Below are 20,729 nucleotides of genomic sequence, written 5' to 3'. Positions count from 1 at the left end.
CTCCGAGGCCCCAGTGAAGACCTTGTCACGGTGTCAAGGTCAAGCCTGCGGTCGGCAGGTCGGCGGATCCGCAGGCCGAAGGGGGCTTTTCGGGGCCCTCGCGGGACATCGGGGGAGGTGGGGCGCCGTGCGCGCCCCGCCGTCCCGGGTCGGGGCCGCCCCCTCGGGAGGCCTCCTCTCCCGTGGGCCCCATGGGGCGCAGAGCCGCTCCCCCCCCGCTCCTAACACCGTTAGGTAACGATTGCCGGGCACGCCTGTACGTGCGCCCACCGCGCTCCTAGGTTCGGTGACACGCATCACACGGGCCGCCGTACCTGGGAGCGAGGACAATCACCATGCGCAGCACGATGCAGGACGTACCGCTGTCGATCGGCGACCTGGTCCGCTACGGGACCACCGTCCACGGCGACGCCGAGGTGGTCACCTGGACCGGGGGCGAGCCGTACTCGGCCACCTACCGGGAGGTGGGGCGCCGGGCCGCGCAGCTGGCCCACGCCCTGCGCGAGCTCGGCATCACCGGCGACCAGCGGGTCGCCACCTTCCAGTGGAACAACCAGGAGCACCTGGAGGCCTACCTGGCCGTTCCGGCCATGGGCGCGGTGCTGCACACGCTCAACATCCGGCTCCACCCGTCCCAGGTCGCCTACATCGCCGACCACGCCGAGGACCAGGTCGTCATCGTCGACGCCAGCCTGGTGCCGCTGTTCGCCCCGCTGCTGCCGAAGCTGAGCACCGTCCGGCACGTCATCGTCGCCGGGGACCCCGGGGCCGACCTGTCGGCGCTGGACGCCGACGGGGTGCGGGTGCACCACTACGAGGCCCTGATCGAGGGCCGTCCGGAGGAGTTCGACTGGCCCGTCGTCGACGAGCGCGACGCCGCCGCCATGTGCTACACCTCCGGCACCACCGGCGACCCCAAGGGCGTCGTCTACAGCCACCGCTCCATCTGGCTGCACTCCATGCAGGTGTGCATGAGCGACGGCAAGGGGCTGAGCCAGGGGGACAAGGCGCTGGCGATCGTCCCGATGTTCCACGCCATGTCCTGGGGCCTGCCGTACGCGGCGATGATGGTCGGCCCGTCGCTGCTGCTGCCCGACCGGTTCCTCCAGCCGGCCGCCATCGCCGACATGATCCAGGTCGAGCGCCCCACCATCGCCGCCGCGGTGCCCACCATCTGGCAGGGTCTGGCCGCCGAGCTGGAGGAGCACCCGCGCGACGTGTCGTCGCTGAACCGGGTCGTGGTCGGCGGGGCCGCCTGCCCGCCGTCGCTGATGCGGGTCTTCGAGGAGCGCTTCGGCGTGCCCGTCGTGCACGCCTGGGGCATGACCGAGACCTCGCCGCTGGGCAGTGTCGCCAACCCGCCGGCCGGGACCCAGGGGGAGGAGCGGTGGGCCTACCGCCTCTCCCAGGGGCGGCTCCCGGCCAGCGTGCAGGGGCGCCTGGTCGGTGACGGCGGAGAGGTCGTGCCCAACGACGGGAAGAGCGTCGGCGAGCTCCAGGTGCGCGGCCCGTGGATCGCGGGCTCCTACTACAAGGACACCGACCCCGCGAAGTTCGAGGACGGGTGGCTCCGCACCGGCGACGTGGGCACCCTCAGCCCCGACGGGTTCCTGACGCTGACCGACCGCGCAAAGGACGTGATCAAGTCCGGCGGGGAGTGGATCTCGTCGGTGGAGCTGGAGAACCGGGTCATGGAGCACCCGGCGGTCGCCGAGGCCGCCGTCATCGCGGTGCCCGACCCCAAGTGGGACGAGCGGCCCCTGGTGGCGGTGGTGCTGCGGGACGGCCACACGGCCGACGCCGCCGGACTGCGCGCCCATCTGGCGGACCGGGTCGCCCGCTGGCAGCTCCCCGAGTGGTGGGCCTTCGTCGCCGAGGTACCCAAGACCAGCGTCGGCAAGTTCGACAAGAAGACCCTGCGCAAGGAGCACGCGGAGGGGAACCTGAAGGTGATCGAGGAGAGAGGGTGAGCGCGGGGGGACGTCTTCGATGAGGGCGGAGAAGGGGGAGCGGCCCGGCCGCTCCCCTCGTCGGTTCACGGGGGCGTTGTTCGTGCGGACGGGAGGGGGCGGGTCCGCCGGGTGTGTGTCCGGGGGCGGGGGGCCGTCGTTGAGGCGGTCGGCCGCGTGTAGGCGGGGGACCCCGTACAGGCCGCACGGGGTCCGTCGTGTGGCGACGCCCGGCCGCTAGGCGGGCTCGACGTGGTTCAGGGCGCTCGGGTGCTTGCGTAGGTAGCCCTCGATCGTCTGGGCCGGGTGGCCGGTGATGTCGGGCACCGCCGGGGAGACCGTGTCCAGCTCCCCGGCCCCGATGGCCGCGTACGAGCTCGCCCACCCCTCGACCGCCCACTCCGGCGCCCCGCTCGCGCGCCGGGACTCCAGTGCCTCCTCCCAGGTCTCCGGGACGTACCGGACCGTCCTGCCGGTCAGCGACGTCAGCCGCCCCGCCGTCTCGCCCAGCGTCACCGCCTCCGGCCCCGTCAGGTCGTAGGCGCGGCCCGTGTGGGCGCCCGGATCCAGCAGCACCTCGGCGGCCACGTCCGCGATGTCGTCGCGCGCCACCCAGGCGACGCGGCCGCTCCCGGCCGGACCGCGCACCACCCCGTGCTCGTCCGCCCACCCCGGCAGCAGGTCCAGGTACAGGGACGGGCGCAGGAAGGTGTGGGCCACACCGGTGGAGCGGATGTGCGCCTCGGTGAAGAAGTGGTCCCGGGCGAAGGTGAACACCGCCGCCGGGCCGGGGTTGAGGAACGACAGGTAGACGATCCGCCCCACCCCGGCCTCCACCGCCGCGTCCACGGCGGCGATGTGCCGGTCCACGCGGTCGGCCGACTCGGTGGCCGAGACCAGGAACAGCGTCGTGGCGCCCTGCAGGGCCCTGCGCATCGCCGTGCGGTCCTCGTAGGCCGCCATCGCGGCCGAGGCGCCGGGCAGCTCCGGCGCCCGGTTCAGGTCGCGCACCACGAGCCGCTGCGCCGCGCCCCGGCGGGCCAGCCGCGCGGCGACCCGGCCGCCCACCGAACCGGTCGCCCCGGTGACGGCGATGGACTCCGTTGATGCCTGATCGTCACCCATGGCGCCATTTTCACCGCTTTCCTCTCCCAGTGCACGAACCGGAGGTCAGCGCGTCGTGGGGCCTGCCCCGGCCGGGTCGGCCGTCGTGCGGCGGTAGGCCAGGCGGCGCAGGGCGACCTCGGCCGGGCCGCGCTTCCCGGCCCGCTCCAGCAGCACGGCGAAGGCCAGCGTGGCCAGCCACACCCCCACGGCGAACAGCGCCATGGACGCGCTGCCCAGGTGGGCGCCCAGGCCCAGCCCCCACGCGGACAGGATCGGGGCGCACAGCACCGACTGCCCGATGTAGCAGGACATGGAGCGCTTGCCGACGGCGGAGACGGCCGTTCCGAACCGCCCCAGGGGGCGGCCCCGCAGCCGCGCCCCGATCAGGCCGAACAGGGCGACGTAGCCGATGCCGCCGACCAGTCCGGTGGCCAACTGGACGATCGAGAACACCCAGACGGCCGCTTCGGGCACCGTGATCAGGCCGAGGTGTATCAGGGCGTTGGGGACCGGGCCGAGCCAGCCGACCGCGATGCCGACCACCGCGGTGCGGCGCAGCAGCGGCAGGTGGTGCCACGGCTCTTCGAGGATGCGGCGCCGGGCCGCCCAGAAGGCGAGGACGATCGCGGTGGGGACGGCAAGGGTGAGCAGGCCTTGGCCGATGACGACCGTGGGCCAGGTCGCGATGCGCAGCACCGCGGCCCACAGGGGGTTCTCCTCGGCGATGGGCGCCATGAGGAAGTCGGCGTCCGCCCCGGGAGAGGAGGCCGAGGACGCCCCTCCGCCTTCGGCGCCGGAGAGGAAGACGGCGCCCGCCACGGAGAGGAGGGCCCCCAGGGTGAGCAGGCCGGTGCCGATCCCGGCCCAGGTGAGCAGGGTGCGGTCGGAGCGCCGCAGGAAGAGGGCGACGAGGATGAGGCCGACCAGCCCGTAGGCGCCGATGATGTCGCCGTACCACAGGAGAAGCGCGTGCGCCGCGCCGAAGGCGATGAGCAGCAGGTTGCGTCTGCGCAGCAGCGCGCGGGCGTCGGCCTCGGACACCCCGGCGGCCTGCTGGCGCAGGTAGAGCTGGACGATGCCGTAGCCGAAGAGGAATGCGAACATCGGGTAGACCCGGAGGTCGGCGATGACGATGAGCACGGCGCTGACCGCGTTGTCCAGTGTCCCCTCGCCGGCGGGGTGGTTGCTGCTCAGCGAGTGGGCGGAGGCCCAGAGGTAGAGCGGGGTGTTGGCGAGCGCGATCAGCAGCAGCATCATCCCGCGCGCGAGATCGGGCGCGGGCGCGCGCTCGGCGGACCGCGACGGTCCGCGGAGCGGTACCGGGGGCTGGTTCTCGTTCATGGCCGAGTCCTTCAGGATGTGGGGAGTGGCGGCGTCGGCGTTTCCCACATGCTGGCGGCATCCCGGTGCGGAGGTATCCCCCGCGAAGGCGATATCGCCCTCCCCACGGGGGAGGAGGGCGCGCCCCGCCACACGGCCGACGGCCCTCCCCGCCGAGGAGGAGGGCCGGGGAGAAGGGTCGGGGGCCGCCCGTCACAGGCCGTGCGGATGGCCCGTGGGCGCGGCGGAGCGCCAGGGGGTGGGCAGGAGTCCGCCCGAGCGGAGGTGCTCGTCGAGGGCGGTGAAGGCGGCATCGGCGGCCCGCTGGGCGGCGATGCGCTCGCCGATGTGGCGGCCGCGTTCTCGGAGGGCCTCGGAGACCGCGTCGTAGAGGGCGTCGGCCCGCTCGGTGTCCGGGTCGGGGCGGTGGACCGGGCTCATCGGTCCTCCCGTGGGATTCGGGTGCGGAGGGTGAAGTAGACGCCGCGCACCCGGCCGTGGACCAAAGGGCCCCATTCGGAGGCGAGGGCCGCGACCAGGGCCAGACCGCGCCCGTGGACGGCGTCGGGGGCGGCGAGCACGGGTCGGGGCGCGGTGGCGGCGCCTCCGGCGTCGTGGACCTCGATGCGCACGGATGCGGGGCCGGGGTGGATCTCGACGGTCACGGATCCGCCGGGGCACCCGCTGAGGGTGTGCAGGACGGCGTTGGTGACGGTCTCGCTCACCAGGAGTTTGGCGGTCTCGGCAGTCTCGGAGGCGAGCCCGAGGCGGGCGGTGAGCGTGGCGGCCGCCCAGTCGCGGGCCTGCGCGGCGGCCGTGAGTTCACCGGGAAGGCTGCATCGGAATACACCGGAATGTAGGTGAATCGGCCCTGTCGTCATTGTCCGGGGTGTAATGTTCTCCATGGTCCTCACCGGGCGTCCTTTTCGCTGTCACTGGTGGGGATCGGCCCTGTCCGGTACGGGATTACCGGATGGGGCCTTTCTTATGTCCTCTTACACTGCCCGGAATGCGCTCTGACCTGCTATACCTTCGACCAACTTCGACCCTGGCCGTACCAGTGGGGTGGACGGTGGTGTTCGTGCCGTGCTGATGTGTAGAGCATGGTGGGTAAGAACAGCGCGCGGTGGGCGCGGATCGGTCGCCAGATGCGCGCCGAGCGGGAGAAAGTCGGAATCCCGTTGACGGACCTCGCCGGGGCGACCGGTATATCGGCGGCGATGCTGAGCGCGATGGAACGCGGGAAACGCGGGATCAAACGGTCGCACGTCGTGAAGATCGACGCGGCTCTCGGCACGAAAAAAATCTTGGAGACGGCGTGGGACGGCTCGGCCGAAAGCGACCTGCTCCCGCCCTGGTTCCAGCAGGCCGCCCAGCGGGAGAGGGCCGCGACCGAGATCCGGCAGTACTCGCTGTCGGTCGTCCCTGGCCTGGCGCAGACCGAGGACTACATGCGGACCCTGCTCCGTTCCGGGCTCCCCAACGCCCCGGCGGCCAAGCTCGAAGAGCTGGTGCAGGCGCGCAGGGCCCGACAGCGGCTCCTGGAAGGAGAGGCGCCTCCCCGGCTCCTCCTGATCCTCGACGAGACGGTCCTGCGGCGGCCTGTGGGCGGGCGTGCGATCATGAGGAAGCAGCTCGACCGCCTCATGGAGGTGGCGGACTGGCCTTACATTTCGGTGCAGGTCGTACCCTTCGCCACTGAGCACCACCCCGGACTCTCGAACGGCTTCGTCCTGTATCGGGTGGACGGCGGCTACCTGCTCTGGCTGGAGACACGGCGCTCGGGAACCGGCACCCAAGACGCCGAAGCGGTGGACGACTACCTGCGCCTGTTCGGTGACCTCCAGGGCGCGGCGCTTCCTGCGGCGGCATCGCTGAAGCTGATCACGGAAATCCGAGGAGAGTTCGAATGACACCCCCCGTCCTGACCTGGCGTAAGTCCAGCTACAGCAACGACACCGGCGGTGAGTGTGTGGAGTTCGCCCTGGTCCCGGAGGGCGGGGCGGCCGTCCGGGACACGCAGAATCGCAGACTCGGTCATCTGTCCTTCCCCACTGGGGAGTGGGCGGCGTTCTTGCGTGAGGTGGCCTCCGACCGTTCCTGAGGTGACCGTGGATACCCGAGGAGAGTCCGTATGGCGTCCCTCGTCCTGACCTGGCGCAAGAGCAGCTACAGCAACCAGACCGGGGGCCATTGTGTCGAGATGGCAGAACGTCCAGAACGCGTCATGATGCGGGACACGCAGAACCCCCACCTCGGCCATCTGTCGTTCTCCTCAGGGGAGTGGGCGGCGTTCCTGGGCGAGGTGGCCTCCGACCGCCCTTGAGGCATGGACCCCCTGGCCTTCTCCGGCGAGGGGGTCTCATCCCCGATGGTCAGAACTTCCGGGACGTCGCCGCCACGATCAGGTCGGCCAGGGCCGACCGCGCCTCCGGCTCGATCAGGTCGGACTCAAGCGCCCGGGTCGCCTGCTCCACGTAGTCGTCGATCCGTCGCTCGCACGCCTCCAGGGCGCCGCACTCCTCGGTGATCGTGCGCATCCGGTCCACCGCCGCGCCGTCCAGGTCCGGGTCCCCCAACCGGGAGCGGAACTCGGCGGCGGCCGCCTCCCCGGCCCGCTCCAGTGTCTCGGCCACCAGCAGCGTGCGCTTGCCCTCGCGCAGGTCGTCGCCCGCGGGCTTGCCGGTCTGCGCCGGGTCGCCGAACACGCCCAGCACGTCGTCGCGGAGCTGGAAGGCCACCCCCAGCGGCAGCCCGTAGGCCGAGTACACCGGCGCCAGCTCCGGCCCGCGCCCCGCCAGGGCGGCGCCCAGGTGCAGCGGCCGCTCAACCGTGTACTTGGCGGCCTTGTAGTGCATCACCCGCAGCGACGCCTCCACGCTCTCGGCGCCGCGCACCTGCTCCAGCATGTCCAGGTACTGCCCGGCCATCACCTCGGTGCGCATCGCGTCGAACGCCGCCCGGCCCGCCGCCAGCGCCTCCTGCGGCAGCCCGCTGCCCTGGTACATGTCGTCGCACCAGGCCAGGCAGAGGTCCCCGATGAGGATCGCGGCCCCTTGGCCGAACCCCTCCGACGAGCCCGACCAGCCCTGCCCGGCGTGGAGCGCGGCCAGCCGCCGGTGGGTGGCCGGCAGCCCGCGCCGCGTGTCGCTGTTGTCGATCACGTCGTCGTGCACCAGAGCGCACGCCTGCAGCAGCTCCAGGGAGGCGGCGGCGCCGTAGGCCTCCGGGGTGTCCGAGCCCCCGGCCCCGCGCCAGCCCCAGAAGCAGAAGGCCGGGCGCAGCCGCTTGCCGCCGGACAGCATCGCCTCCAGCGCGTCCATGGCCGGGGCCAGCTCGGCGCCGATCTCCAGGAGCTCGGCGCGGCGGCGGCCGATGAACTCCGACAGTGCGGCGTCCACGGCGGGGCGCACATAGGAGACCGGGGACGACGGGGCGGACGGGGTGGAGGTCATGGACGCAGGTTATCGGCTGTCTGACCGGTGGCTTGACCGGACCGGGGGTGGCCGACCCCCCGCGCCCCAGGCCATGGGCTTATGGTGGAGGACATGTTTGGCTCACCGACCACCAACGGAACCGCGACTGTGCCCACCCCCCGGCCCCGGGACATTCGCGACCTTCTCAACGCCGGCGAACCGACATTCTCCTTCGAGTTCTTCCCGCCGAAGACCGAGGAGGGCCTGAAGAGGCTCTGGACGGTCATCCGCGAGATCGAGGCGCTCGGACCGTCCTTCGTGTCGGTCACCTACGGCGCCGGCGGGGGGACCAGGGACCGCACGGTGGAGATCACCGAGCAGATGGCCACCGACACCACGCTGCTGCCGGTCGCCCACCTGACGGCGGTCGACCACTCGGTACGCGAGCTGCGCCACCTCATCGGGCGCTTCGCCGCCGTCGGTGTGACCAACCTCCTCGCGCTGCGCGGCGACCCGCCCGGCGACCCGCTGGGCGAGTGGGTCAAGCACCCCGAGGGCCTGGAGTACGCCGAGGAGCTGGTCCGCCTGATCAAGGAGAGCGGCGACTTCTCCGTGGGTGTGGCGGCCTTCCCCTACAAGCACCCGCGCTCGGAGGACGTCGAGACCGACGTGCGGTACCTGGTGCAGAAGTGCCGCGCCGGGGCCGACTACGCCATCACCCAGATGTTCTTCGACGCCGACGACTACCTGCGGCTGCGCGACCGGGTGGCGGCCAAGGGCTGCGAGACCCCGATCATCCCGGAGATCATGCCGGTGGTGAAGTACGGCACCATCGAGCGCTCCGAGCAGCTCTCCGGCGCCCCCTTCCCGCGCCACCTGGCCGAGGAGTTCGAGAAGGTCAAGGACGACCCGGAGGCCGTGCGCGAGCTGGGCCTGGACCAGGCCCACCGGCTCTGCGAGCGGCTGCTCGACGAGGGCGCGCCGGGCATCCACTTCATCACCTTCAACCAGTCCACCGCCACCCGCGAGATCTACCGGCGGATCGCCTCCGACCGCGCCCCCGCAGTGGCAGGCGCGCGGCCATGATGGCGAAGGGCTGATCCGGGCTGCCGGGGAAGGAGAACTCCGGCAGCACGTCGACGAACCCGCACGAGCCGTAGAGCCGCCGCGCGACGGTGGAGCCGGTGCGGGTGGACAGCACGGCGGCGCGCTCCGGGCGCGCCGCCGTGAGGCGTTCCAGGAGGGCGCGGCCGATGCCGCGCCCCTGCATGCCGGGGTGCACGTGTACCTCGGCCACCTCGAAGGTGTCGCGGAACCAGCGCCGCTCGGCGGCCGGGTCGCGCCGCCGCAGCTCCTCGGTGACCACGTCGAACCACCACTGCCCGCGGTGCCCGTGGAAGCCGTAGGCGAACCCGGCCAGGCGGGGAGGGCAGGGGGCGGCGTCCGCGCCGGGGCCCACCGGGTCCTCGGCGGGCTGCATCGCCAGCACCGCCTTGAAGCGGGGGTGGCGGGCGTGCTGCTCCATGATGGTGCGCCGTCCGGGGAGCTGCTCGGCGGGCGGCTCCATCGCGGCCGTGTAGACCTCCAGCAGCGCCGGCAGCGCGTGGACGAAGGCGGGAGGGGCGGGCTCCCACAGGTCGAGCGGCCCGGTGTCGGTCTCCACGGGCCCAGCCTACGCCCGGCGGGGCGGCCGGAGGGCTTCTTGACCGGGGCGGGCGTGTGCGGTTAACTGGATGTGTTCGCACACCAGTTCGAACGGCCGGGCGGTCCGCCGCCCTCGCCGGATCACGGGGACACCCCCGGGTGCGCGGATCGACCGCGGCCGGGCGGGGGGAGGGGAAGCCTCTTGCCCGGCCGCGCTCCCTTCCCTCGGTGCCCCTGGGGCAGGGGGGCGCCGGTGTCGGAAGCGGCCGGGCGCCGGGTCCGCGCGGGACGGGGCCGCGCGGGGATTCGCCTCGACGGCGGTCTAGAAGGCGTCCACGGCGCGCCGCGCCTCGGGGTCCAGGACCCCCCAGTTGATCAGTTCCTCGGTCAGGTCGCTCGGCGAGCGGTCGTAGATGACCGCGAGCGAGCGCAGGTCCTCCTGGCGGATGGAGAGCACCCGGCCGTTGTAGTCGCCGCGCTGGCTCTGGATGGTGGCCACATAGCGTGCCAGCGGGCCGGCCTTCTCCTGCGGGAGCTGCTGCATGCGCTCCAGGTCGATGACGAGCTTGGGCGTGGGGCCCAGCGGGGCCGGGGCGGCGCCGCCCGGCAGCAGCTCGGACATGGGCACGCCGTAGAAGTCCGCCAGCTCGGCGAGCTTCTGCACGGTGACGGCGCGGTCGCCGCGCTCGTAGGAGCCCACCACGACGGCCTTCCAGCGCCCGTGGGACTTCTCCTCCACCCCGTGCAGGGAGAGCCCCTGCTGGGTGCGGATGGCGCGCAGCCGCGCACCAAGGGACTTCGCGTATTCGGATGGCATGTTCTTCGTCGCTCCCCGGCCGTGAGGTGGCTCGTTCCAGGGCCGTCGCGCACTGTGTGACGCAGCCCAGATTGGTTACGGACAGTGACGGTAAGGCTGTCGGGGCGCCAGGTCAAGCCGTTGGGTGGAAACGCGACTATTCAGTGGCCAAACCGTGCGTAAGTGAGAGGTGTCTCATTACGGGAGCGAACGGGGCGTCCGGGCGGGTTCCGGGACACGGGAAGCCCGTAACGGTAGGAGGTTTCACATTTGACGACCGGTTCGTCCGCCCCGGTGTGCCCGTGGGGCGGACATGGGTGGCCGCCTGTGGTCAACCCCCCAAGGTATGGCGATGGTCACATTTTCGTCATGTTTGGTGATAGAGCCCGGCGGGCCCGCCTCCTCCGCGCTGATAACGTGAGCCCGATCGACATCCTTTAACGTCCTGCTCAGTGAGGCAGGGAAGGGGGTCACTACTTTGTGTGCCCAAAAGAGAGCAGATGGTGAGCCGCCGCCCGGGGATGCACGCCCCGTGCTGGAGGGCCCCGAGATCCAGCGCGCGCTCACCCGCATCGCACACGAGGTCCTCGAACGCACCAAGGGCGCCGAGGACGTCACCCTGCTCGGCATCCCGTCCCGCGGCGCCCCTCTCGCGCGCCGCCTGGCCGAGCGCATCGAGCGCGTCGAGTCCCGCACCGTCCCGTGCGGCGCCCTCGACATCACCATGTACCGCGACGACCTCCATCTGGCGCCCGCGCGCGCGTTGGGCCGCACCGAGATCCCGCCCGAGGGGATCGACGGCCGGGTGGTCGTCCTCGTCGACGACGTCCTGTTCTCCGGCCGCACGGTCCGCGCCGCCCTGGACGCCCTCAACGACCTGGGCCGCCCGCGCGCGGTGCAGCTGGCCGTGCTCGTCGACCGCGGCCACCGCGAGCTGCCGGTCCGCGCCGACTACGTCGGCAAGAACCTGCCCACCTCCCTGCGCGAGTCGGTGACCGTGCTCCTGGAGGAGTCCGACGGGGTGGACGCCGTGTTGATCGGCCCGAAGCGGGAAAGAGGCGGCGGCCGGACCGACGAGGCCCGCGCCGCGGGCGGGGAGGAGAACTGATGCGCCACCTGCTGTCCGCGGGCGACCTGAGCCGCGACGAGGCCCTGCTCGTGCTGGACACCGCGCGTGAGCTCGCCCAGGTCGGCGACCGCTCCGTGAAGAAGCTGCCCACCCTGCGCGGGCGCACCGTGGTCAACCTCTTCTACGAGGACTCCACCCGCACCCGCACCTCCTTCGAGCTGGCCGCAAAGCGCCTGTCCGCCGACGTCATCAACTTCTCGGCCAAGGGCTCCAGCGTCTCCAAGGGCGAGAGCCTCAAGGACACCGCGCTCACCCTGCAGGCCATGGGGGCCGACGGCGTCGTCATCCGGCACTCGGCCTCCGGCGCCGCCCGCCGCCTGTCCAACTGGGTCGACGGGTCGGTGCTCAACGCCGGGGACGGTACCCACGAGCACCCCACCCAGGCCCTGCTGGACGCCTACACCATGCGCGAGCGCATGGGCCGCCTCGACGGCCTGCGCGTGGCCGTGGTCGGCGACGTCCGGCACAGCCGGGTCGCCCGGTCCAACGTGCTGCTGCTCAACACCCTCGGTGCCCAGGTCACCCTGGTCGCCCCGCCCACCCTGGTGCCGGTCACCGCCGGCTCCTGGCCCTGCGAGGTCGCCTACGACCTCGACGCGGTGCTGCCCAAGACCGACGTGGTGATGATGCTGCGCGTCCAGGCCGAGCGCATGAAGGACGCCTACTTCCCCACCGCGCGCGAGTACAGCCGCCGCTACGGCCTGGACAAGGAGCGCTTCGCGCTGCTCGGCGACGACGCGATCGTCATGCACCCCGGCCCCATGGTGCGCGGAATGGAGATCTCCGCCGAGGTCGCCGACTCCGCGCGCGCCACCGTGACCGAGCAGGTCGCCAACGGGGTCAGCGTGCGCATGGCGGTGCTCTACCTGCTGCTGGGCGGCTCCGAGCCGGCCATTGGGAACTGAACTAAGGGAGAACTCGGGCCGATGGCCAACCAGAACCACGACGGCGGGGCCTACCTGATCCGCGGGGCGCGCCCCCTGGGCGGCGAGCCCGCCGACATCCTGCTGCGCGGCGGCACCGTCGCCGCGATCGGCGCCGGAGCGGCCCAGGCCGCCGACGGCGCCGCCGAGGTCGGCGCCGCCGGGCTCATCGCCCTGCCCGGCCTCGTCGACCTGCACACCCACCTGCGCGAGCCCGGCCGCGAGGACGCCGAGACGGTGGCCGGGGGCTGCCGCTCGGCCGCCGCGGGCGGCTACACCGCCGTGCACGCCATGGCCAACACCGACCCCGTCGCCGACACCGCCGGGGTCGTCGAGCAGGTCTGGCGGCTCGGCCGGGACAGCGGCCTGTGCGACGTGCGCCCGGTCGGCGCCGTCACCCGCGGCCTGGCCGGGGAGCGGCTGGCCGAGCTGGGCGCCATGGCCGACTCGGTCGCCGGGGTACGCGTCTTCTCCGACGACGGCATGTGCGTGTCCGACGCGCTGCTCATGCGCCGCGCCCTGGAGTACGTCAAGGCCTTCGACGGCGTCGTCGCCCAGCACGCCCAGGAGCCCCGCCTCACCGAGGGCGCGCAGATGAACGAGGGCGAGGTCTCCGACCGGCTCGGCCTGGGCGGCTGGCCCGCGGTGGCCGAGGAGGCGATCATCGCCCGCGACTGCCTGCTCGCCCAGCACGTCGGCTCGCGCCTGCACATCTGCCACGTGTCCACCAAGGGCTCGGTGGAGATCATCCGCTGGGCCAAGGAGCGCGGGTGCGACGTGACCGCCGAGGCGGCCCCGCACCACCTGCTCCTCACCGACGGCCTGGTGGAGGACTACGACCCGATCTACAAGGTGAACCCCCCGCTGCGCACCGCCGAGGACGTGCGGGCGCTGCGGCAGGGCCTGGCCGACGGCGTCATCGACTGCGTGGCCACCGACCACGCCCCGCACCCCATCGAGGCCAAGGAGACCGAGTGGTCCACCGCCGCGATGGGCATGCTGGGCCTGGAGACCGCGCTCTCGGTGGTCCAGCACACCATGGTCGACACCGGGCTGCTCGACTGGGCCGGAGTGGCCGAGCGCATGTCGGCCGCGCCCGCCCGGATCGGGCGCGCGGCCGGCCACGGCCGACCGCTCGCCGAAGGCGAGCCGGCCAACCTCGCCCTGTACGACCCGGCGGCCGAGCGGGTCATCGAGCCCGCGGCCCTGGAGTCCAAGAGCACCAACACCCCGTACCGGGGCATGACCCTGCCGGGACGTGTCGTGGGCACGTTCCTGCGCGGCGTCCCGACGGTCCTCGATGGGAAGATCCAGTGACAGCAGAAGCAACCGCAACCCCTGAAGCCGCCCCGGCCGTGCTCGTGCTGGAGGACGGCCGCGTGTTCCGCGGCCGGTCCTTCGGGGCGCGCGGCGAGGCCTACGGGGAGATCGTCTTCAACACCGGCATGACCGGCTACCAGGAGACCCTCACCGACCCGTCCTACCACCGCCAGATCGTCACGATGACGGCGCCGCACATCGGCAACACCGGCGTCAACGACGACGACCCCGAGTCCGGGCGGATCTGGGTGGCCGGGTTCGTGGTCCGCGAGCCCGCGCGTGTGCCCTCCAACTGGCGCGCCCAGCGCACCCTCGATGAGGAGCTCGCCCGGCAGAACGTGGTGGGCATCGCCGTGCCCGGCACCCGCGCCCTCACCCGCCACCTGCGCGACCGGGGCGCCATGCGCGCCGTCATCAGCACCGAGGAGAGCGACCCGCAGGTGCTGCTGGAGCGGGTCAAGGCCGCCCCCGAGATGGCCGGGGCCGACCTGAGCGGCGAGGTCTCCACCGAGGAGCCCTACACCGTGTACCCGCCCGAGGGGGTGGCCACCCGCTTCCGGGTCGCCGCCGTCGACCTGGGCATCAAGGCGATGACCCCGCAGCGCCTCGCCGAGCGCGGCTGCGAGGTGCGGGTGCTGCCCGGCACCGCCACCGCCCGGGACGTGCTGGAGGCCGGACCGGACGGGGTGTTCTTCAGCAACGGCCCCGGCGACCCCGCCACCGCGGAGGCCAACGTCGCCGTGCTGCGCGAGGTGCTTCAGGCCGGGCGGCCCTTCTTCGGGATCTGCTTCGGCAACCAGCTCCTGGGCCGCGCCCTGGGGCTGGGCACCTACAAGCTGGTCTTCGGCCACCGCGGCGTCAACCAGCCGGTGCAGGACGTGCACACCAAGCGGGTGCACATCACCAGCCACAACCACGGCTTCGCCGTCGACGCGCCCACCGACGGGCCGTTCGACACCCCGCTGGGCCGCGCCGAGGTCAGCCACGTCGACCTCAACGACGGCGTCGTCGAGGGCCTGCGCCTGCTCGACCGGCCCGCCTTCAGCGTCCAGTACCACCCCGAGGCCGCCGCCGGGCCGCACGACGCCGCCGAGCTCTTCGACGCCTTCTGCGACCTGATGGACCGCAGCAGGGGCTCCGCGCCCGCGTCCGCCCGGCCCGAGAACGCAGAGAAGTAGGGAACCATGCCCCGCCGCAACGACCTGAACTCCGTCCTGGTGGTCGGCTCCGGTCCCATCGTGATCGGCCAGGCCGCCGAGTTCGACTACTCCGGCAGCCAGGCCTGCCGCGTGCTCAAGGCCGAGGGCCTGCGCGTCATCCTGGTCAACTCCAACCCGGCCACGATCATGACCGACCCGGAACTGGCCGACGCCACCTACGTCGAGCCCATCACCCCGGACATGGTCGAGAAGATCATCGCCAAGGAGCGGCCCGACGCGCTGCTGCCCACCCTGGGCGGCCAGACCGCGCTGAACACCGCCATCGCCCTGCACGAGTCCGGCGTGCTCGACAAGTACGGCGTCGAGCTGATCGGCGCCAATGTCGAGGCCATCCAGTCCGGTGAGGACCGCGAGACCTTCAAGGGCATCGTGGACCGCATCGGCGGCGAGTCCGCCCGCTCGCGCATCTGCCACAGCCTGGACGACTGCCTGGCGGCCGCCGCCGAGCTGGGCTACCCGCTGGTGGTGCGCCCCTCCTTCACCATGGGCGGCTCCGGCTCGGGCTTCGCCCACGACGAGGCCGAACTGCGCCGCATCGCCGGGCAGGGCCTGACCCTCTCGCCCACCACCGAGGTCCTCCTGGAGGAGTCCATCCTCGGCTGGAAGGAGTACGAGCTGGAGCTGATGCGCGACGGCAACGACAACGTGGTCGTCGTCTGCTCCATCGAGAACTTCGACCCGATGGGCGTGCACACCGGCGACTCGGTGACCGTCGCCCCCGCCATGACCCTCACCGACCGCGAGTACCAGCGCATGCGCGACCTGGGCATCGCGATCATCCGCGAGGTCGGGGTGGACACCGGCGGCTGCAACATCCAGTTCGCCGTCGACCCCGCCAGCGGGCGGCTCATCGTCATCGAGATGAACCCGCGGGTCTCCCGCTCCTCGGCGCTGGCCTCCAAGGCCACCGGCTTCCCGATCGCCAAGATCGCCGCCAAGCTGGCCGTGGGCTACACCCTGGACGAGATCCCCAACGACATCACCGCCGAGACCCCGGCCAGCTTCGAGCCCGCCCTGGACTACGTGGTCGTCAAGGTGCCGCGGTTCGCCTTCGAGAAGTTCCCCGGCGCCGACCCGGGCCTGACCACCACCATGAAGTCGGTGGGCGAGGCCATGGCCATCGGCCGCTCCTTCCCCGAGGCGCTGCAGAAGGCCATGCGCTCGGTGGAGAAGAAGGGCGTCGGCCTCACCTGGGAGGGCGAGGCCGGGAGCAAGGACGAGCTGCTGCAGTCGGCGGGCACCCCCGGCGAGTACCGGCTCCGCCAGGTGCAGCAGGCGCTGCGCGCCGGGGCGAGCGTGGAGGAGCTGCACCGGGTCACCGGCATCGACCCCTGGTTCCTGGACCAGATGGCGCTGCTGGAGGAGACCGCCCGCAAGCTGGCCGCCGCCCCGCAGCTCGACGCCGACCTGCTGCGCGAGGTCAAGCGCCTGGGCTTCTCCGACGCCCAGATCGCCCAGGTCACCGGCAAGACCGAGGAGGTCGTCCGGGAGCTGCGCGGCGCCCTGGACGTGCACCCGGTCTACCTGACCGTGGACACCTGCGCCGCCGAGTTCGCCGCCAAGACGCCCTACCTGTACTCCAGCTACGACGAGGAGACCGAGGTCCCGCAGGGCACCCGCCCCAAGGTGATCATCCTCGGCTCCGGGCCCAACCGCATCGGCCAGGGCGTGGAGTTCGACTACAGCTGCGTGCACGCCTGCTTCGCGCTGTCCGAGGCGGGCTACGAGACCGTCATGGTCAACTGCAACCCGGAGACCGTCTCCACCGACTACGACACCAGCGACCGGCTCTACTTCGAGCCGCTCACCCTGGAGGACGTGCTGGAGGTGGTCCGGGCCGAGCGGCTCACCGGCGAGGTCGTCGGCGTGGTCGTGCAGCTGGGCGGGCAGACCCCGCTGGGCCTGGCGCGCGCCCTCAAGGAGGCCGGGGTGCCGATCGTGGGCACCAGCCCCGAGGCCATCGACCTGGCCGAGGACCGCGGCGCCTTCGGGGAGGTGCTGGCCCGCGCCGGGCTCCCGGCGCCCAAGCACGGCACCGCCACCTCCTTCGACCAGGCCCGCACCGTCGCCGACGAGATCGGCTACCCGGTGATGGTCCGCCCCTCCTACGTGCTGGGCGGGCGCGGCATGGAGATCGTCTACAACGAGACGATGCTCGCCGACTACATCGAGCGCAACGCCGAGGTCAGCCCCGACTACCCGGTGCTCATCGACCGGTTCCTCGATGACGCCATCGAGATCGACGTGGACGCGATCTACGACGGCCGGGAGCTGTACATGGGCGGCATCATGGAGCACATCGAGGAGGCCGGCATCCACTCCGGCGACTCGGCGTGCGCCCTGCCCGCGGTCACCCTCGGCAACGAGGACTACGAGCGCATCCGCTACTCCACCGAGGCGATCGCCCGGGGCACCGGCGTGCGGGGGCTGCTCAACGTCCAGTACGCGCTGGCCTCCGGGGTGCTGTACGTGCTGGAGGCCAACCCGCGCGCCTCGCGCACGGTGCCGTTCGTCTCCAAGGCCACGGCGGTGCCGCTGGCCAAGGCGGCCGCCCGGGTGATGCTGGGCGCCGACATCGCGCAGCTGCGGGCCGAGGGCCTGCTGCCCGCGGGCGGCGACGGCGGCACCCTGCCCATGGACGCCCCGGTGGCGGTCAAGGAGGCGGTCATGCCGTTCAACCGCTTCATCGACCGCAAGGGCGAGGGCGTGGACACCGTGCTCGGCCCGGAGATGCGCTCCACCGGCGAGGTCATGGGCATGGACGCCGCCTTCGGCGCCGCCTACGCCAAGTCGCAGCTGGCCACCTCGGGCTCGCTGCCCACCCGCGGCAGCGTGTTCGTGTCGGTGGCCAACCGGGACAAGCGCAGCATGGTGTTCCCGGTCAAGCGCCTGGCCGACCTGGGCTTCGAGATCCTGGCCACCGAGGGCACCGCCTGGGTGCTGCGGCGCAACGGGGTCGAGGCCAAGGTGGTGCGAAAGCACAGCGAAGGGCCCGGGCCGGACGGAGAACCCACTATCGTTCAACTCATCCACGACGGCGCGGTGGACCTCATCGTCAACACGCCGTTCGGCGGGGCCGGGCAGTCCGGACCGCGCCTGGACGGCTATGAGATCCGCACCGCGGCGGTGGTGCGCGGCGTGCCCAGCGTCACCACGGTGCAGGGGCTCGCCGCGGCGGTCCAGGGCATCGAGGCGCTGGCCCGCGGCGACATCGGGGTGCGCTCCCTGCAGGAGCACGCCGAGTCGCTCCGCGGCGCCGGAGCCTGAGGCGACGNCCCCGCCGCGGGGGAGCGCCCCCGCGGCGGGCCCCGGGGCCGCCCGGCGGGTGAACAGGGCAGGACGGTCAGGTTTGAGCGACTTCGGTCCGGTGCAGATCCGGTGCCCGGTGCTGTCGGTGCGCCGGGTGGACGCCTACTACGCGATCACCGTGGTCGCCCCGCAGATCGCCGAGCGCTTCCGGGCCGGGCAGTTCGTCGCCGTCGCGGTCGGCGGGGAGGCCTCGGCCATGCTGCTGCGGCGCCCGTTCGCCGTCCACGACGTCAAGCCCGACTACGGCGGCACCGTGGAGTTCCTGTTCTCGGTGCGCGGGGCGGGCACCTCCTGGCTGTCCGAGCGGCGCTCCCGGGACCTGCTGGACGTGGTCGGGCCGCTGGGGCGGCCCTTCCCGCTGCCGCGCGACCCGGTCAACTGCGCCCTGGTGGGCGGCGGCTCCGGCGGGGCCCCGCTGTTCCCGCTGGCGCACGCGCTGCGGCGGCGCGGCTGCCGGGTGGACTTCGTGCTCGGCGGCGCCTCGGCCGACCGGGTGTTCAGCGCGATCACCGCGCGCCGGGTGGCCGAGACCGCCACGTTCACCACCGACGACGGCTCGTTCGGGGTGCGCGGGCCGGTCACCGCCCCGCTCGGCCGGGTGATCGAGGAGGCCCGCTCGGACGTGGTGTACGCCTGCGGCCCGATGCCGATGCTGCGCGAGGCCGGGTCGGTCGCCGCCCGCCACGGCATCCCGCTGCAGGTGGCCGTGGAGGAGACCATGGCCTGCGGCACCGGGCTGTGCATGTCCTGCGTGGTCCCGGTGGTCGGCGAGGACGGCGTCACCCGCATGGTGCGCGCCTGCGTCGACGGCCCGGTCTTCCGGGGCGAGCGGGTCCGCTTCGACGACGTGGGCACCATCCCCTTCGACGCCCTGGGGGCGCCCGGCTGGAAGGCCCGCCCCGAACCGGGCGACGGCATGGCCGACCGCGCGGCGGGGTGAGTTCCCGGGGGAGGGGCCCAGGGCGCAGGGGCGCCGGGGACGGGGGGCCGCCGTCCGAGTGCCGGAGGGCGCCCCGCCTTCGCCCCGGCCCCGCCCTCGCCGGTCCGGGACCGGAGCGCCGTGATCCCGCGCGCCGGGCGGGTCGGTGCCGAGTCCGGACGGCGTCCGCCGGGGCGGTGCGGCTTCCGCCGACTGCCACCGCCCGCCGAAGGGCGGTCGCAGGCCACGGCTTCGGAGGCGGGGCGGGCCCGCTCCAGAGCCGTGAACAGCGGGCCGGACCGGCCGGACGGAAGCCGCTCCCCACCCCGGGTCCTGTCTTGCGCTCACCCCGCCCGGCCCCTCCGGCGTCGATCGCGGGGAAGCCGGGCCCATGACGGGACTGGTGAGCCCGGCCTCCCCGGGACCGACGGGGAACCGGGCCTCCGGCGACCCACGGCCACCGACCGTACGGGGCGCACGGGCTCCCGCCCGCGCCCACCACGACCACCAGGAAGGCGGAACCCGACGATGAGCCCGGACCTGCGGACGCGGCTGGGCAGCGTGCACCTGGACAACCCGGTGCTGACCGCCGCAGGGTGCGCGGGCACCGGGCGCGAGCTGGCCGCGTTCTTCGACATCTCCCGCATCGGGGCGGTCATCACCAAGTCGGTCATGCTGGAGCCGCGCGCCGGCCGCCCCGCGCCGCGAGTGGCGGAGACGCCCAGCGGCATGCTCAGCGCCACCGGCCTGCAGGGCCCCGGCGTGGAGGTGTTCCTCCAGCGCGACCTTCCCTGGCTGCTCTCCCGCGGCGGCCGCGCCGGGGTCTCGCTGGCCGGGTCGGGCGCGGCCGAGTACGCCGAGCTGGCCCGGCGGGTCTCCGAGGCGCCCGGGACGGCCTTCCTCGAAGTCAACCTGTCCTGCCCGAACCCCTCCGACCAGGGGCGCCACTTCACCGACGACCCCCGCGAGGCGGCCCGCGTGGTGCACGCGGTGCGCTCGCACGCCCGCTCGGACGTGCCGGTCTTCGCCAAGCTCGCCGCCGACGTGCCCGACCCGGTGGCGCTGGCCGAGGCCTGCGCCGAGGCGCGCGCCGACGGCCTGTCCCTGGTCAACACGGTCCGCGGGATGGCGATCGACCCGCGCACGCTGCGCCCGGCGGTGGCCGGGGGCATGGGCGGGGTGTCCGGCCCGGCGATCCGGCCGATCGCGGTGGGCTGCGTGTACGAGGTGCACGCGGCCCTGCCCGAGCTGCCGATCATCGGCACCGGCGGGGTGCGCACCGGCGCCGACGTGCTGGAGTTCCTGGCGGCCGGCGCCTCGGCGGCGGCCGTGGGCACGGTGAACTTCCACGACCCCTCGGCCTGTGTGCGCATCCTGCGCGAGCTGGAGGAGGCGCTGACCGAGCACGGGGTGAGCCGGGTCGCCGACGTCGTCGGGGCCGCGCACCGGCCCATGGGGGCGCCGCTGGGGGGCGCAGACGCTCCTGGCGGGGCCTGAGACAGCCCGTGGCGGCCCGGACACGCATCGGCCTTGTCCCAGGACGGAGCGCCTGCGCCCGGGACCTCAGGGCCGTCTGAGCGCCGCACCGGGTCCGGGTCGGCCGCCGGGGACGGACGGGGCGCCGGGCAGGGGACTGGACGGGTCGCCGAAGGGGCCGGGCCCGGCTCGGGGGCGCAT

The 20,729-nt window shown here is 73.1% G+C and carries 19 protein-coding genes; 12 read left to right on the top strand and 7 right to left on the bottom strand.

All coding sequences use genetic code 11. The features are described from left to right. Window positions 1-335 precede the first annotated feature (335 nt). Window positions 336-1,970, top strand: a complete 1,635-nt coding sequence (locus D476_RS0101865; protein WP_017622286.1) for a long-chain fatty acid--CoA ligase — start codon at window positions 336-338, stop codon at window positions 1,968-1,970. A gap of 216 nt (window positions 1,971-2,186) precedes the next feature. Here D476_RS0101865 and D476_RS0101860 read toward each other — a convergent pair whose 3' ends face one another. From D476_RS0101860 to D476_RS0101845, 4 genes are all read right to left on the bottom strand, one after another. Continuing rightward, window positions 2,187-3,074, bottom strand: a complete 888-nt coding sequence (locus D476_RS0101860; RefSeq protein WP_017622285.1) for an SDR family oxidoreductase — start codon at window positions 3,072-3,074, stop codon at window positions 2,187-2,189. Between the two features lie 45 nt (window positions 3,075-3,119). Then, window positions 3,120-4,397 (bottom strand): DUF418 domain-containing protein, encoded by a 1,278-nt coding sequence (locus D476_RS0101855; protein WP_026123137.1) that lies wholly within the window; start codon window positions 4,395-4,397, stop codon window positions 3,120-3,122. Window positions 4,398-4,589: 192 nt separating this feature from the next. After that, entirely contained in the window at window positions 4,590-4,817 is a 228-nt protein-coding gene (locus tag D476_RS0101850) for a hypothetical protein (protein ID WP_017622283.1), read from the bottom strand. Next, on the bottom strand, window positions 4,814-5,257 hold the full coding sequence (locus D476_RS0101845; protein ID WP_017622282.1) for an ATP-binding protein: 444 nt from the start codon (window positions 5,255-5,257) through the stop codon (window positions 4,814-4,816). Before D476_RS0101845 ends, D476_RS0101850 begins: the two co-directional genes overlap by 4 nt. A gap of 222 nt (window positions 5,258-5,479) precedes the next feature. Between D476_RS0101845 and D476_RS0101840 the strand changes: the two genes are divergently transcribed. From D476_RS0101840 to D476_RS0101830, 3 genes are read left to right on the top strand one after another with little or no spacing between them, the layout of a single operon-like run. Beyond that, complete coding sequence (locus tag D476_RS0101840) at window positions 5,480-6,289, top strand: helix-turn-helix domain-containing protein (protein ID WP_017622281.1); 810 nt, start codon at window positions 5,480-5,482, stop codon at window positions 6,287-6,289. After that, entirely contained in the window at window positions 6,286-6,480 is a 195-nt protein-coding gene (locus D476_RS0101835) for a DUF397 domain-containing protein (RefSeq protein WP_017622280.1), read from the top strand. The genes D476_RS0101840 and D476_RS0101835 overlap by 4 nt, the downstream gene beginning before the upstream one ends. Before the next feature lie 30 nt (window positions 6,481-6,510). Then, window positions 6,511-6,702, top strand: coding sequence for a DUF397 domain-containing protein (locus D476_RS0101830; RefSeq protein WP_017622279.1), 192 nt, complete (start codon window positions 6,511-6,513; stop codon window positions 6,700-6,702). Between the two features lie 49 nt (window positions 6,703-6,751). On the opposite strand, the gene D476_RS0101825 is transcribed toward D476_RS0101830, so the two are convergent. Next, entirely contained in the window at window positions 6,752-7,831 is a 1,080-nt protein-coding gene (locus tag D476_RS0101825) for a polyprenyl synthetase family protein (RefSeq protein WP_017622278.1), read from the bottom strand. Between the two features lie 93 nt (window positions 7,832-7,924). Between D476_RS0101825 and metF the strand changes: the two genes are divergently transcribed. Beyond that, the gene (gene metF / locus D476_RS0101820; protein WP_051061554.1) at window positions 7,925-8,878 is read left to right on the top strand and encodes a methylenetetrahydrofolate reductase [NAD(P)H]; all 954 of its coding nucleotides are present in this window, start codon (window positions 7,925-7,927) and stop codon (window positions 8,876-8,878) included. Here metF and D476_RS0101815 read toward each other — a convergent pair. After that, window positions 8,796-9,455: a GNAT family N-acetyltransferase gene (locus tag D476_RS0101815; protein ID WP_017622276.1), complete on the bottom strand. Its 660-nt coding sequence runs from the start codon at window positions 9,453-9,455 to the stop codon at window positions 8,796-8,798. The two genes, metF and D476_RS0101815, sit on opposite strands and share 83 nt — an antisense overlap. Before the next feature lie 303 nt (window positions 9,456-9,758). Next, window positions 9,759-10,253, bottom strand: coding sequence for a transcriptional regulator BldD (bldD, locus tag D476_RS0101810; RefSeq protein ID WP_017622275.1), 495 nt, complete (start codon window positions 10,251-10,253; stop codon window positions 9,759-9,761). A gap of 511 nt (window positions 10,254-10,764) precedes the next feature. Between bldD and pyrR the strand changes: the two genes are divergently transcribed. From pyrR to D476_RS0101770, 7 genes are all read left to right on the top strand, one after another. Beyond that, entirely contained in the window at window positions 10,765-11,340 is a 576-nt protein-coding gene (gene pyrR / locus D476_RS0101805) for a bifunctional pyr operon transcriptional regulator/uracil phosphoribosyltransferase PyrR (protein ID WP_017622274.1), read from the top strand. Then, window positions 11,340-12,266 carry an aspartate carbamoyltransferase catalytic subunit gene (locus tag D476_RS0101800; protein ID WP_017622273.1) on the top strand — a complete coding sequence of 309 codons (927 nt, stop codon included), beginning with the start codon at window positions 11,340-11,342 and terminating at the stop codon, window positions 12,264-12,266. The genes pyrR and D476_RS0101800 overlap by 1 nt, the downstream gene beginning before the upstream one ends. A 21-nt stretch (window positions 12,267-12,287) precedes the next feature. Next, window positions 12,288-13,601, top strand: coding sequence for a dihydroorotase (locus tag D476_RS0101795; protein ID WP_017622272.1), 1,314 nt, complete (start codon window positions 12,288-12,290; stop codon window positions 13,599-13,601). Then, window positions 13,598-14,782, top strand: a complete 1,185-nt coding sequence (gene carA, locus D476_RS0101790) for a glutamine-hydrolyzing carbamoyl-phosphate synthase small subunit (protein ID WP_051061553.1) — start codon at window positions 13,598-13,600, stop codon at window positions 14,780-14,782. The genes D476_RS0101795 and carA overlap by 4 nt, the downstream gene beginning before the upstream one ends. Before the next feature lie 6 nt (window positions 14,783-14,788). Next, window positions 14,789-18,091, top strand: coding sequence for a carbamoyl-phosphate synthase large subunit (carB, locus tag D476_RS0101785; protein WP_017622270.1), 3,303 nt, complete (start codon window positions 14,789-14,791; stop codon window positions 18,089-18,091). Window positions 18,092-18,173: 82 nt separating this feature from the next. Continuing rightward, window positions 18,174-19,073, top strand: a complete 900-nt coding sequence (locus D476_RS0101780; RefSeq protein WP_017622269.1) for a dihydroorotate dehydrogenase electron transfer subunit — start codon at window positions 18,174-18,176, stop codon at window positions 19,071-19,073. A 507-nt stretch (window positions 19,074-19,580) separates the two neighbouring features. Continuing rightward, window positions 19,581-20,549 (top strand): dihydroorotate dehydrogenase, encoded by a 969-nt coding sequence (locus D476_RS0101770; RefSeq protein WP_017622268.1) that lies wholly within the window; start codon window positions 19,581-19,583, stop codon window positions 20,547-20,549. Window positions 20,550-20,729 lie beyond the last annotated feature (180 nt).

The organism is Nocardiopsis chromatogenes YIM 90109 (assembly GCF_000341185.1).
GTDB classification, from domain to species: Bacteria; Actinomycetota; Actinomycetes; order Streptosporangiales; family Streptosporangiaceae; genus Nocardiopsis_A; species Nocardiopsis_A chromatogenes.
Note: the sequence above shows the minus strand (reverse complement) of the source record. Positions and strands in the feature narration are given on the sequence as shown.

Excerpts from the sequence above, each read along its gene's own strand:
- D476_RS0101865 (WP_017622286.1), top strand. The coding sequence starts at position 336 with ATGCGCAGCACGATGCAGGACGTACCGCTGTCGATCGGCGACCTGGTC.
- D476_RS0101860 (WP_017622285.1), bottom strand. The coding sequence starts at position 3,074 with ATGGGTGACGATCAGGCATCAACGGAGTCCATCGCCGTCACCGGGGCG.
- D476_RS0101855 (WP_026123137.1), bottom strand. The coding sequence starts at position 4,397 with ATGAACGAGAACCAGCCCCCGGTACCGCTCCGCGGACCGTCGCGGTCC.
- D476_RS0101850 (WP_017622283.1), bottom strand. The coding sequence starts at position 4,817 with ATGAGCCCGGTCCACCGCCCCGACCCGGACACCGAGCGGGCCGACGCC.
- D476_RS0101845 (WP_017622282.1), bottom strand. The coding sequence starts at position 5,257 with ATGACGACAGGGCCGATTCACCTACATTCCGGTGTATTCCGATGCAGC.
- D476_RS0101840 (WP_017622281.1), top strand. The coding sequence starts at position 5,480 with ATGGTGGGTAAGAACAGCGCGCGGTGGGCGCGGATCGGTCGCCAGATG.
- D476_RS0101835 (WP_017622280.1), top strand. The coding sequence starts at position 6,286 with ATGACACCCCCCGTCCTGACCTGGCGTAAGTCCAGCTACAGCAACGAC.
- D476_RS0101830 (WP_017622279.1), top strand. The coding sequence starts at position 6,511 with ATGGCGTCCCTCGTCCTGACCTGGCGCAAGAGCAGCTACAGCAACCAG.
- D476_RS0101825 (WP_017622278.1), bottom strand. The coding sequence starts at position 7,831 with ATGACCTCCACCCCGTCCGCCCCGTCGTCCCCGGTCTCCTATGTGCGC.
- metF (WP_051061554.1), top strand. The coding sequence starts at position 7,925 with ATGTTTGGCTCACCGACCACCAACGGAACCGCGACTGTGCCCACCCCC.
- bldD (WP_017622275.1), bottom strand. The coding sequence starts at position 10,253 with ATGCCATCCGAATACGCGAAGTCCCTTGGTGCGCGGCTGCGCGCCATC.
- D476_RS0101800 (WP_017622273.1), top strand. The coding sequence starts at position 11,340 with ATGCGCCACCTGCTGTCCGCGGGCGACCTGAGCCGCGACGAGGCCCTG.
- D476_RS0101795 (WP_017622272.1), top strand. The coding sequence starts at position 12,288 with ATGGCCAACCAGAACCACGACGGCGGGGCCTACCTGATCCGCGGGGCG.
- carB (WP_017622270.1), top strand. The coding sequence starts at position 14,789 with ATGCCCCGCCGCAACGACCTGAACTCCGTCCTGGTGGTCGGCTCCGGT.
- D476_RS0101770 (WP_017622268.1), top strand. The coding sequence starts at position 19,581 with ATGAGCCCGGACCTGCGGACGCGGCTGGGCAGCGTGCACCTGGACAAC.